At 43.8% G+C, this 12,910-nt stretch carries 9 protein-coding genes, 2 tRNA genes and 3 rRNA genes; 7 read left to right on the forward strand and 7 right to left on the reverse strand.

Going from position 1 to position 12,910, the window contains the following annotated elements; genetic code table 11:
* Positions 1-43 precede the first annotated feature (43 nt).
* From rrf to LV716_RS01040, 5 genes are all read right to left on the reverse strand, one after another.
* Positions 44-155, reverse strand: a 5S ribosomal RNA gene (rrf, locus tag LV716_RS01020).
* Positions 156-307: 152 nt separating this feature from the next.
* Positions 308-3,128, reverse strand: a 23S ribosomal RNA gene (locus tag LV716_RS01025).
* 207 nt (positions 3,129-3,335) lie between these two features.
* Positions 3,336-3,409: transfer RNA gene (locus LV716_RS01030), tRNA-Ala, on the reverse strand.
* A gap of 135 nt (positions 3,410-3,544) precedes the next feature.
* Positions 3,545-3,618 (reverse strand) — tRNA-Ile (locus tag LV716_RS01035).
* A gap of 108 nt (positions 3,619-3,726) precedes the next feature.
* Positions 3,727-5,248 (reverse strand): 16S ribosomal RNA (locus LV716_RS01040).
* Together the 16S, 23S and 5S rRNA genes with 2 tRNA genes alongside form the textbook arrangement of a ribosomal RNA operon.
* Before the next feature lie 434 nt (positions 5,249-5,682).
* Between LV716_RS01040 and thrS the strand changes: the two genes are divergently transcribed.
* From thrS to rplT, 4 genes are all read left to right on the forward strand, one after another.
* Complete coding sequence (gene thrS / locus LV716_RS01045; protein ID WP_163419765.1) at positions 5,683-7,623, forward strand: threonine--tRNA ligase; 1,941 nt, start codon at positions 5,683-5,685, stop codon at positions 7,621-7,623.
* Between the two features lie 37 nt (positions 7,624-7,660).
* Complete coding sequence (infC, locus tag LV716_RS01050; protein WP_255674477.1) at positions 7,661-8,209, forward strand: translation initiation factor IF-3; 549 nt, start codon at positions 7,661-7,663, stop codon at positions 8,207-8,209.
* 52 nt (positions 8,210-8,261) lie between these two features.
* Positions 8,262-8,459 carry a 50S ribosomal protein L35 gene (gene rpmI / locus LV716_RS01055; protein WP_046744547.1) on the forward strand — a complete coding sequence of 66 codons (198 nt, stop codon included), beginning with the start codon at positions 8,262-8,264 and terminating at the stop codon, positions 8,457-8,459.
* A 91-nt stretch (positions 8,460-8,550) separates the two neighbouring features.
* Positions 8,551-8,895, forward strand: coding sequence for a 50S ribosomal protein L20 (gene rplT, locus LV716_RS01060; RefSeq protein WP_163419764.1), 345 nt, complete (start codon positions 8,551-8,553; stop codon positions 8,893-8,895).
* A 58-nt stretch (positions 8,896-8,953) separates the two neighbouring features.
* Here the strand turns inward: rplT and LV716_RS01065 are convergent, their stop codons facing one another.
* Positions 8,954-9,376: a secondary thiamine-phosphate synthase enzyme YjbQ gene (locus LV716_RS01065; protein ID WP_163419763.1), complete on the reverse strand. Its 423-nt coding sequence runs from the start codon at positions 9,374-9,376 to the stop codon at positions 8,954-8,956.
* Between the two features lie 72 nt (positions 9,377-9,448).
* On the opposite strand from LV716_RS01065, the gene LV716_RS01070 reads away from it, so the two are divergent.
* From LV716_RS01070 to LV716_RS01080, 3 genes are all read left to right on the forward strand, one after another.
* Positions 9,449-10,240 (forward strand): HAD family hydrolase, encoded by a 792-nt coding sequence (locus LV716_RS01070; protein ID WP_163419762.1) that lies wholly within the window; start codon positions 9,449-9,451, stop codon positions 10,238-10,240.
* The gene (locus LV716_RS01075) at positions 10,237-10,740 is read left to right on the forward strand and encodes a cupin domain-containing protein (protein WP_163419761.1); all 504 of its coding nucleotides are present in this window, start codon (positions 10,237-10,239) and stop codon (positions 10,738-10,740) included. The genes LV716_RS01070 and LV716_RS01075 overlap by 4 nt, the downstream gene beginning before the upstream one ends.
* Positions 10,741-10,842: 102 nt before the next feature.
* Positions 10,843-11,529: a hypothetical protein gene (locus LV716_RS01080; protein WP_163419760.1), complete on the forward strand. Its 687-nt coding sequence runs from the start codon at positions 10,843-10,845 to the stop codon at positions 11,527-11,529.
* Between the two features lie 108 nt (positions 11,530-11,637).
* On the opposite strand, the gene LV716_RS01085 is transcribed toward LV716_RS01080, so the two are convergent.
* The gene (locus LV716_RS01085; protein ID WP_163419779.1) at positions 11,638-12,882 is read right to left on the reverse strand and encodes an asparagine synthetase B; all 1,245 of its coding nucleotides are present in this window, start codon (positions 12,880-12,882) and stop codon (positions 11,638-11,640) included.
* Positions 12,883-12,910: the final 28 nt, after the last annotated feature.

Below are 12,910 nucleotides of genomic sequence, written 5' to 3' on the forward strand. Positions count from 1 at the left end.
TCTAAAACAAAAAAACGTCCCGTACGGATGTACGGGACGTCGAGGAAGGCGGCGACCTACTCTCCCACTTGGTATAGCAGTACCATCGGCGCAAACGGGCTTAACTTCCCTGTTCGGAATGGAAAGGGGTGGGCCCCGTCGCCATGGCCACCTAAAGCTTGCCCTGAACTTGTTTCAGGGTCTCTTGGGGACAGGACCAAAATCCATCGGCCGGTTCCAAGAGCAATATCTTAACATAATGGGACGGCAGTGCCGTCAAACAAGAAACAAAAAGGGTTGCGATATGATAAAGAACTGCCGAGGGGCAGTGCGCAAGCATACGGGCAATTAGTACCACTCGGCTGCACGTATCGCTACGCTTCCACCTGTGGCCTATCGACGTGGTCATCTCCCACGGCCCTTTAAAGAGATCCCATCTTGTGGCGGGTTTCGCGCTTATATGCTTTCAGCGCTTATCCCGTCCCGACTTAGCTACCCAGCGATGCCCCTGGCGGGACAACTGGTGCACCAGCGGTCGGTCCGGCCCGGTCCTCTCGTACTAGGGCCAGCACCACTCAAATCTCTAACGCCCGCAGTAGATAGAGACCGAACTGTCTCACGACGTTCTGAACCCAGCTCGCGTGCCACTTTAATGGGCGAACAGCCCAACCCTTGGGACCTTCTCCAGCCCCAGGATGTGACGAGCCGACATCGAGGTGCCAAACCCCCCCGTCGATATGAGCTCTTGGGGGAGATCAGCCTGTTATCCCCGGCGTACCTTTTATCCTTTGAGCGATGGCCCTTCCATGCGGAACCACCGGATCACTATGCTCTAGTTTCCTACCTGTTCGACCTGTATGTCTCACAGTCAAGCGCCCTTGTGCCATTGCACTCTGCACACGATTGCCAACCGTATTGAGGGCACCTTTAGAAGCCTCCGTTACTCTTTTGGAGGCGACCACCCCAGTCAAACTACCCACCACGCACTGTTCCTCGTTAGAGGTTAGGCCCCGGACAAACGAAGGCTGGTATTTCAACAATGGCTCCACCATGCCTGGCGACACAGCTTCAAAGCCTCCCAGCTATCCTACACATCCCTTGCCCAGGGTCAATACGAAGCTATAGTAAAGGTGCACGGGGTCTTTTCGTCCCACTGCGGGTAACCGGCATCTTCACCGATACTACAATTTCACCGAGATCATGGTTGAGACAGTGCCCAGATCGTTGCACCATTCGTGCAGGTCGGAACTTACCCGACAAGGAATTTCGCTACCTTAGGACCGTTATAGTTACGGCCGCCGTTTACCGGGGCTTCAGTTCAATGCTTCACCTTGCGGATAACATCTCCCTTTAACCTTCCGGCACCGGGCAGGTGTCAGGCCCTATACGTCATCTTTCGATTTGGCAGAGCCCTGTGTTTTTGATAAACAGTCGCCTGGGCCTATTCACTGCGGCCCCCAAAGGGGGCGACCCTTCTCCCGAAGTTACGGGTCTATTTTGCCTAGTTCCTTAACCATGAATCTCTCGAGCGCCTTAGAATACTCATCCCGACCACCTGTGTCGGTTTACGGTACGGGCCGCAATACTCGCTTTTCTTGGAGGCACCTACGCTGGATTATCGACGCGGCCGTGGCCTTGTCGTACTATCCCCGAAGGTTCAACGTGCTATTCCGTCAGCACGCACCAACTCCGGTGCCCCGTCACTTTTATCGTATTGCGGGTAGCGGAATATTAACCGCTTGTCCATCCACTGCCCCTTCCGGGTTCGTGTTAGGTCCCGACTGACCCCCGGCTGATTAGCATGGCCGGGGAAACCTTGGTCTTTCGGCGTGCGGGTTTCTCGCCCGCATTATCGTTACTTATGCCTACATTTTCGTTTCCATACGCTCCACGGTTCCTCGCAGGACCGCTTCTACGCAGAATGGAATGCTCCCCTACCCCTTGTATAAATACAAAGCCATGGCTTCGGTAATGTGCTTATGCCCGATCATTATCCATGCGGAACCGCTCGACCAGTGAGCTGTTACGCACTCTTTAAATGAATGGCTGCTTCCAAGCCAACATCCTGGCTGTCTATGCAGTTCCACCGCGTTTTGTCAACTTAGCACATATTTGGGGACCTTAGCCGATGGTCCGGGTTCTTTCCCTCTCGGACATGGACCTTAGCACCCATGCCCTCACTGCACATAATCATTATATAGCATTCGGAGTTTGTCAGGAATTGGTAGGCGGTGAAGCCCCCGCATCCAATCAGTAGCTCTACCTCTATATAACTATATGAACGCTGCACCTAAATGCATTTCGGGGAGTACGAGCTATTTCCGAGCTTGATTGGCCTTTCACCCCTACCCACAGGTCATCCCAAGACTTTTCAACGTCAACGGGTTCGGTCCTCCACTGTGTGTTACCACAGCTTCAACCTGCCCATGGGTAGATCGCACGGTTTCGCGTCTACTACTACTGACTGTGGCGCCCTGTTCAGACTCGCTTTCGCTGCGGCTGCGCACCTGAAGTGCTTAACCTTGCCAGTAAAAGTAACTCGTAGGCTCATTATGCAAAAGGCACGCCGTCACGGACGAATCCGCTCCGACCGCTTGTAGGCGTATGGTTTCAGGGTCTCTTTCACTCCCTTGTTCAGGGTTCTTTTCACCTTTCCCTCACGGTACTGGTTCTCTATCGGTCTCTCAGGAGTATTTAGTCTTGGCGGATGGTCCCGCCGGATTCATACAGGGTTTCACGTGCCCCGCACTACTCAGGATACCGTTATCGATAACATTGCTTACCTATACTAGACTATCACTATCTATGGTCTGTCTTTCCAAACAGTTCTAGTTCGCAATGCATCGAACAACACGGTCCTACAACCCCAATGTTGCCGGAACAACATTGGTTTGGACTAATCCGATTTCGCTCGCCACTACTCTCGGAATCACTTTTGTTTTCTCTTCCTCCGCCTACTTAGATGTTTCAGTTCAGCGGGTTCGCCCCCCTTGCGGGGTGACTGGCCTTCAACCAGCCGGGTTGCCCCATTCGGATATCCACGGATCAACACTCGTGTGCAGTTCCCCGTGGCTTTTCGCAGCTTATCACGTCCTTCCTCGCCTCTGAGAGCCTAGGCATCCCCCATACGCCCTTATTTTGCTTGTCGCACCTGTACATAAAGCACAAATGCCCTCGTAATCCTTTATTATATTCTATTCTACTTCGTGTTTCTTCTTTGACTTCCACATAACGACTCTAAATCGTTGTGCTTCCGTCCCAATATGTCAATGAACTTTTTACAATTCGCAATTATCAGTCAACAATCCACAATTCCAAAATTGGTTATTGCCAATTGAACATTACCTATTGTACCGTGGAGAATATCGGAGTCGAACCGATGACCTCCTGCGTGCAAGGCAGGCGCTCTAGCCAGCTGAGCTAATCCCCCGTTTCAGTTGTTAGTCGTCAGCCGATAGTCGTCAGTACCAACTATAACCACACTCCTATTTTTAACGTGAACGCTAACTTCCAGAATTTCCTTCAATATCTAATGAACATGAGCAGCCACTAGACTGCCCTACAGTAGTCTCAGGCAGACTCGAACTGCCGACCTCTACATTATCAGTGTAGCGCTCTAACCAGCTGAGCTATGAGACTGTTTGGCCTAATTTGCCAGTATTTGAAACATATCATAAGACAGCATAAGAGAAAAAAGGACCATCCCGATGACGGGCCCGGAATCCTTCCGGTCGTCACTTTCTCTAGAAAGGAGGTGTTCCAGCCGCACCTTCCGGTACGGCTACCTTGTTACGACTTAGCCCTAGTTACCGATTTTGCCCTAGGCCGCTCCTTGCGGTGACGGACTTCAGGCACTCCCGGCTTCCATGGCTTGACGGGCGGTGTGTACAAGGCCCGGGAACGTATTCACCGGATCATGGCTGATATCCGATTACTAGCGATTCCAGCTTCACGGGGTCGAGTTGCAGACCCCGATCCGAACTGTGACCGGTTTTATAGATCCGCGCCCAATTGCTTGGTGGCTTCCCTCTGTACCGGCCATTGTAGCACGTGTGTGGCCCAGGACGTAAGGGCCGTGATGATTTGACGTCGTCCCCACCTTCCTCACGGTTTGCACCGGCAGTCCCGTTAGAGTCCCCATCTTTACATGCTGGCAACTAACGGTAGGGGTTGCGCTCGTTATAGGACTTAACCTGACACCTCACGGCACGAGCTGACGACAACCATGCAGCACCTTGTAATATGTCCGAAGAAAAAGGTATCTCTACCCCTGTCATACTACATTTAAGCCCTGGTAAGGTTCCTCGCGTATCATCGAATTAAACCACATGCTCCACCGCTTGTGCGGGCCCCCGTCAATTCCTTTGAGTTTCATTCTTGCGAACGTACTCCCCAGGTGGGATACTTATCACTTTCGCTTGGCCGCCGAGTCCGAAAACCCGACAGCTAGTATCCATCGTTTACGGCGTGGACTACCGGGGTATCTAATCCCGTTCGCTACCCACGCTTTCGTCCATCAGTGTCAGTACGTTGTTAGTTACCTGCCTTCGCGATCGGTGTTCTATGTGATATCTATGCATTTCACCGCTACACCACATGTTCCGGCAACTCCACAACGACTCAAGACCACCAGTATCAAAGGCAATTCTACGGTTGAGCCGCAGACTTTCACCCCTGACTTAATGGCCCACCTACGGACCCTTTAAACCCAATGATTCCGGATAACGCTCGGACCCTCCGTATTACCGCGGCTGCTGGCACGGAGTTAGCCGGTCCTTATTCTTACGGTACCGTCAAACGCCTACACGTAGGCGCGTTTCTTCCCGTATAAAAGCAGTTTACAACCCATAGGGCAGTCATCCTGCACGCGGCATGGCTGGATCAGTCTCCCGACCATTGTCCAATATTCCTCACTGCTGCCTCCCGTAGGAGTCTGGTCCGTGTCTCAGTACCAGTGTGGGGGATCCCCCTCTCAGGGCCCCTAACCATCGTAGCTTTGGTGGGCCGTTACCCCACCAACTAGCTAATGGTACGCATGGCCATCCCTGTCCGATAAATCTTTAATCGCATCGACATGTGTCAAAACGATACCATGGGGCATTAATCCAAATTTCTCTGGGCTATTCCCCTGACAGGGGCAGGTTCCATACGCGTTCCGCACCCGTGCGCCGGTCGTCATCTTGTGCAAGCACAAATGTTACCCCTCGACTTGCATGTGTTAGGCCTGCCGCTAGCGTTCATCCTGAGCCAGGATCAAACTCTTCATTGTCTATCGTTAAATATCTATTCAACTCCCGGACAATACCAAGCCCCTGCATCAAAATGGTTCTTCTCTGTTCTCTTTTACGCTGTCTGTACAATATGTATATGAACTTCTTTCAATCCCGAAAAAAAAGAAAAATATAATCTACCTGATAGCTCAATTCTTCCCCTTTTCAACGCCTGCCTTATCAGCTAAGCGGGTGCAAATATAGAAAGGTTTAAATGATACCACCAAACAAATTTGAAAAAAAAATCAAAAAAAATATAATTATTTAAAAATCAATTACTTAAAAATAAAAAACATGATTTAGCGATATGCTATTTCACTATTTTAAAGATAAGTTATTGATTAAAAGACCAATATGCTTGAAAGCATTTATCTGTTGTAGGCATCAACTCAAGATAGTATCTTTGCAAACTATCCAAAATAACGGAGAACAAATGATTGAAATTACCTTGCCAGATGGGGCAGTAAAGAAATTTTCTGAAGGCACTACTTCAATGGAAGTTGCAAAAGATATTAGCGAAGGATTGGCCAGAAACGTTATTTCTGCAAAGTTCAATGATACTATTGTTGAAACGACAACTCCTCTTACCCAAGACGGAAACCTTACTTTGTATACTTGGAACAATGAGGAAGGAAAAAAGGCTTTTTGGCATTCTACTTCACATGTTCTTGCTCAAGCGCTTGAAGAATTATATCCAGGTATAAAATTAACAATAGGACCAGCTATTGAAAATGGATTCTATTATGATGTAGATTTTGGAGAGCAATCAATTTCTGAAAAGGATTTTCCTGCCATAGAAAAAAAAGCTTTAGAAATAGCGAGAGGCAAACACGATTATAAAATGCGAAGTGTTTCTAAAGCAGAGGCATTGGATTTTTATAAAGAGCAAAATAATCAATACAAGGTAGAGTTGATTGAAAATCTGGAGGATGGCACCATAACTTTTTGCGACCACAGTTCTTTTACGGATTTATGTCGCGGTGGTCATATTCCCAACACGGGTATCATAAAAGCTATCAAAATACTAAGTGTCGCTGGTGCATATTGGAGAGGTGATGAAAACAACAAACAGCTTACCAGAGTTTATGGTATTTCTTTTCCAAAGCAAAAGGAACTTACACAATACCTTGAACTTTTAGAAGAGGCGAAAAAGAGAGATCATAGAAAATTAGGAAAGGAGTTAGGACTCTTCACTTTTTCCAAAAAGGTTGGTCAGGGATTACCTTTGTGGTTACCAAATGGTGCTGCTCTAAGGGAGCGACTTGAACAATTTCTGAAAAAAGCCCAAAAGAAAGCAGGCTATGAAATGGTAGTAACTCCTCATATTGGACAAAAAGAACTTTATGTAACATCTGGACACTATGCCAAATATGGGGAAGATAGTTTTCAACCTATACATACTCCAAAAGAGGATGAGGAATTTCTCTTGAAACCAATGAACTGTCCACATCATTGCGAAATATATAATAGTAGCCCTTTCAGTTACAAGGATCTTCCAAAACGATATGCAGAGTTTGGTACCGTGTATCGATATGAGCAGAGCGGCGAATTACATGGTCTTACAAGGGTGAGAGGTTTTACTCAAGATGATGCACATATATTCTGCACTCCAGACCAACTAAATGATGAGTTCAAAAAAGTAATAGATCTTTCTTTATATGTATTGGGCTCTCTTGGGTTTGAAAATTTTACGGCCCAAGTTTCAGTTCGTGACCTAGGCAAGCCAGAAAAATATATCGGAGAACCTGATAATTGGGAAAGGGCAGAGCAAGCAATTATTAATGCAGCGGATGAAAAAGGACTAACTTATGTAGTCGAAAGTGGAGAAGCTGCCTTTTATGGTCCAAAGCTAGATTTTATGGTCAAAGATGCCCTAGGCAGAAATTGGCAGCTTGGCACCATTCAAGTAGATTACAATTTACCGGAACGTTTCGATCTCACCTATAAGGGTAGTGATAATGAACTGCACAGACCCGTCATGATTCACCGTGCACCTTTTGGAAGTTTGGAGCGTTTTGTCGCATTATTACTGGAACACACGGGGGGTAATTTCCCATTATGGCTTATTCCTACTCAAGCTATATTATTGCCAGTCAGTGAGAAACATGAAAAATATGCAGAAAAAGTTTTAAGTTCTTTAGAAAATCACGAAATTCGCGCGCTCGTTGATAGTAGAAATGAGACGGTAGGGAAGAAAATCCGTGAGGCTGAGCTAAAGAAAATACCATTTATGCTTATCGTTGGTGAGCAAGAAGAAGCATCCAATACGATAGCGGTAAGAAGGCATGGAGGAGAGGATATTGGAAGTTTGAATGTAAGTGCATTTTCCGACTTGGTAACTACTGAAATAAATAGTACCTTAAAGTCGTTTTAACAAAATTTAGTTTAATTAAAAAGTATACGTCATAGCAATACGAAGAAGATTTAGGCCCCAACCTAGGAGGGAAAATAAAAACCCTCATAATATTAATGCAAACATTACAGCTCCAGAAGTTAGACTTGTTGGAGATAATGTAGAAGTTGGAGTGTATCCAATTTCTAAAGCGATGGCCAAGGCCAATGAGCTGGAATTAGATTTAGTGGAAATTTCGCCCAAAGCAAATCCACCGGTCTGTAAAATAATAGATTACAAGAAGTTTCTTTATGAGCAAAAGAAACGGGACAAGGCAATGAAAGCCAAGGCCACTAAGGTAATCGTTAAAGAAATACGATTTGGTCCACAGACGGATGACCATGATTATGAATTTAAAAAGCGACATGCCGAAAAATTCTTGAAAGATGGTGCAAAACTAAAAGCATATGTCTTTTTTAAAGGTCGTTCCATCGTCTATAAAGATCAAGGCGAAATATTATTATTGAAATTGGCACAAGAGCTGGAGGAACTGGGAAAAGTGGAACAGATGCCAAAACTGGAAGGTAAACGCATGACGATGTTTATCGCTCCAAAAACGAAGAAGTAAATAATTTAAGCGGGATACCGAAGTTGTTTCGGTTTAATATAAAGAGGAGAAAATGCCTAAGATGAAAACAAAATCCAGTGCCAAAAAGCGTTTTAAGCTTACCGGTACGGGTAAAATCAAAAGAAAGCACGCTTTTAAGAGTCATATTTTGACCAAAAAGTCTAAAAAGCGCAAGCTTAAGTTGACACATTCTACTTTAGTACATGAATCAGATGTCAACAGTATTAAAGAACAATTACGTTTAAAATAATTGTTCAACACGGTACATTAAATATTAACCATGGAGTTAGGCTCTTAAAAGTATTCAAAATGAATCGCCTACTACAAAAAAATGAAACATTATGCCAAGATCAGTAAATTCAGTTGCTTCTAGAGCTCGTAGAAAGAAAGTGATGAAGCAAGCCAAAGGTTACTTTGGAAGACGTAAAAACGTTTGGACAGTAGCCAAAAATGCGGTAGAAAAAGCTATGCTTTATGCCTATCGCGATAGAAGAAACAAAAAACGTAATTTCCGTGCACTATGGATAACCCGTATCAATGCAGGTGCAAGAATGCATGGAATGTCCTACTCTCAATTTATGGGAAAGGTAAAGTCCAATGGTATAGAACTCAATAGAAAAGTTCTTGCAGATTTAGCCATGAACCATCCCGATGCTTTTAAAGCAATAGTAGAAAACGTAAAATAGTTATAATATATATCCCGCTTTAAGAAAACCCGCTCGAATGAGCGGGTTTTTTTATGTGTTAATTTCCAAAAGCTGTCAACACCAATTTTCTTCCATTTGCACTATCCCTATGCTCACACAAGTAAATTCCCTGCCAAACCCCTAAGTTCAATCTTCCATTAGTAATGGGAATCTGAACAGCATTTCCCAATAAAGAGGCTTTGATGTGCGCAGGCATATCATCAGGACCTTCATAGGTGTGTATATAATAAGGTGCATCCTCGGGCACCATTTTATTAAAGTGGCTCTCAAAGTCGACCCTTACCGTAGGGTCGGCGTTTTCATTGATTGTTAATCCTGCTGATGTATGTTTTATAAAAACATTCAATATTCCCGATGTTATCTTTTCTATTTCAGGAAAAGCACCAATAATACTATCTGTGATTAAATGAAAGCCCCTTGGGTAAGGTTTAAGTCTTATTTCTGATTGGTAACATTTCATAATCCGTGAAATTAATATAAACTTTACATCATTCCCTATTCAACACCTACCTTTGCATTTCTAAAATAGAAGATGGACTTATCAAACATAAAAATGGTGGTTTCCGATATGGACGGCACCTTATTAAATTCTGACCACGAAGTAAGCGACCGCTTTTTTGAAATTCACGAAAAACTTAAAAAAAGAGACATAAAATTTGTGGCTGCCAGTGGCCGTCAATATCATAGTATCATTGAGAAGCTTTCACCAATAAAAGATGATATAATTGTTATTGCGGAAAATGGTGCCTTGGTCAAGCAACAAGAAGAAGAACTTCTTGTGACCCCACTTGTGAAAACCCATAGACAAAGCTTATTGACTAAAGTAAATGAAATAGAAGGGGCACATGCGATGTTATGTGGTAAGTATATGTCTTATTTTGATGGAAAATCAGTGTCATTTTTAGACCAGCTGAAGGAATACTACTCCAGCTTTGAGATTCATGATAATTATAGTACAGTAACCGATGAGATATTAAAGATTGCCGTATACCATCCCATAAGCGCAGAAACGTTTATTTATCCAGAAATGATGTCTCTAGAGCACGAGATCAAAGTCAAAGTTTCAGGTTTAAACTGGGTAGACCTCAATCATGTAGATGCCAATAAGGGCTATGCGCTCCAACATGTTTTGGATACTTATGGACTAGCTACAGATGAAGTCTTGGTCTTTGGTGATTATAACAATGATTTAGAAATGCTTCAAGTAGCCGACTATAGTTTTGCAATGGCCAATGCACATCCTAACGTCAAAAAAGTGGCTTCTTTCGAGACTACGAGCAATAATGAATTTGGCGTAGAGCGGATTTTAGAAAAGCTTTTATGAAGAATATTGAATTTCTAGTTGAAAAATTCAATTTGGAGCCGCATCCAGAAGGAGGGTACTTCAAAGAAACTTATCGGAGTGTTGGCGCAATTGAAAAGAATGCATTGCCAACCAATTATAAGGGGAATCGAAATTATTCTACGTGTATTTACTTTTTGCTCACCTCAGAGACCTTTTCAGCTTTTCATAAAATAAAGCAAGATGAAATCTGGCATTTTTATGCTGGCTCTCCCCTGAAACTGTGCATGATTTCCAATGAAGGAGATTATTTGGAACAAGTAATAGGAGCTGATTTTGAATCAGGGCAACTTCCACAATTTGTTGTCCCCGGTGGATATTGGTTTGGGGCTAAAACTTTAGAATCAGACAGTTACTCTTTTATGGGCTGTACGGTATCACCAGGATTCGATTTTGAAGATTTTATCCTTCCCAGCCAAGCCGAGCTATTAGAAAAGTTCCCACAGTACGAAACTATTATAAAGGAACTCACACGCACTTAAATTATTCTTCAACATCCAATTACATTGCCAATTCGTAAGTTTACAACAATTTATTGCACTATAAAGGCTCCACTTGTAGTTTAGTGTCAAACACGCTAAGGCATGCTCCAAGTACTAGCCTCCAGATTTGGTAGGTATATTCTATTGGGAAATTTATTCTTTCTACTTCTAGGAGGACTTACTTATTCTTGGAGTCAGGCACCTAATGCTGGAGAGTTGGTTAAAGTGCATAACGCCAATCAAACGGAAATCAACGATATTTCGGGTGCAGAAGATGGCATGCTCATTTTTAATGAAGATACGGGTCAAATCAATTTTTTCTCAGGTTCCAATTGGGTAGCACCCTCGAGTGAAAGAAAAACCTTGGTTCTAAATAGGGCTAGCAACGGGAATAATAACCTTATTGTAAACAGCACCAATACCTATTACGATTTTCCTGTCAATGTCACACATGAACTTAGCAATACTGGAGGTGTCTACCAGACGCTTGGTAATGGTAGAATACGGGTAAATCAAACAGGCACTTACTTTATGAGTGCTTCATTTTCGGTAAGGGATATGCCATCTGGCGATACCAAATACATCATTGGGATTTTTATCAATGGGACGCTACGGGGTTATCTTACCAGAGGATTCGCTTCCCTTCCCAATCAAGATTGGTGGGGTACATCGGGAACCATTATTTATCCACTACGAGCTAATGATGAAGTACGTTTTCGATATGTGGTCAACAACAATGGTAATCCATTGGATGCTGTGTTTGTAAATATTGGGATAACGCAATTATAAAAGTACACAGTCCTTGCTTATCGGTTTAACATAAGAGCTTATCGAACGATAAAACAAAAAGTGAAACAGATACAAATTTTGATAAATAGCAGTTTACAAAAGAAAAATTCAAGTCTTCTGCTTCTTTTTACGTGCTGCTGGAAAGAGCACATTATTTAAAATAAGACGATAACCAGGTGAGGTTGGGTGTAGTTCCAACTCGGTTTTTGGGTCCCCTACTCTATGCTGATAATCTTCTGGGTCATGCCCTCCGTAAAACGTAAAGAAGCCCTTCCCTTTTATTCCATGAATGTAGCGGGCTTCACCATTTATCTTATTCTCGCCCAAAACCATTACCGTAGGTTTTACTTCTGCACGGGTGAACGATGTGGTCTGTCCCATAAATCCTTTTACCAAAGCTGTATGATTCTGAGTAAGCATGGTAGGCACAGGGTCCCATTTGGCCGAAAACTCCATCAAGGAAAAGTAGTCGGATTCTTTGGGAACGTTTCTACGTTTGTTCGTCATATCTATGGAGGAAAATTCATAACGAGATGGGTCACGTTCCAGTATAAAATTGGTGAAAGCAAACGTATTGCCATAGTCCAATTTTGATTGATAATTCGCATCCGAAGCATCGCCATCGAACATAGGCTCGCAGATATCCACGTTTTCTGCTGCTAAAGCAATATCAAAACTATCCGTTGCAGAGCACATGGCGAACATAAAGCCACCGCCTACTACATAGTTTCTTATTTTTAGGGCTACGGCACGTTTTGCCTCGGATACCTTTGAAAATCCAAGTTTTTGGGCCAATGCCTCTGCTTCCATTTTGTTCTTTATATACCAAGGTGCTGCTCTGTAGGCCCCATAAAACTTTCCATACTGACCTGTAAAATCTTCATGGTGTAAATGCAACCAATCGTACAATACCAACTTATTACCCAGCACTTCTTCATCGTATATGCTCACATAGGGAATCTCAGCGTACGTCAACACCATGGTAACCGCATCATCCCAAGGTTGGTTTCCCTTTGGAGAATATACCGCTATCTTAGGCGCTTTTTCCAAGATAACCGCCTCTTGATTTTGTGAAGGGCTACTGATTTCATCCAGGATCTTTTCTGCTTGCCCATCAGATAATACTTCAAAGGAAACGCCACGAATTTGACATTCCTTGCGTATAGCTTCTCCATCTGGAAACAAAAAAGAACCTCCCCGGTAATTTAACAACCACTGTACCTTTTGCTGTTTGGTAAGCACCCAATAGGTAATACCGTATGCTTTTAAGTGATTTTCTTGACCATCTGCATCCATAGGAATGAGAATGACCGATGCCGATGCTTTTATAAAAAAGAAAAAGAAACATACCATGATGGGATTTCTCGCTTTAGCTCGAAAT

This window comes from Flagellimonas sp. HMM57 (assembly GCF_021390175.1).
Lineage (GTDB): Bacteria > Bacteroidota > Bacteroidia > Flavobacteriales > Flavobacteriaceae > Flagellimonas.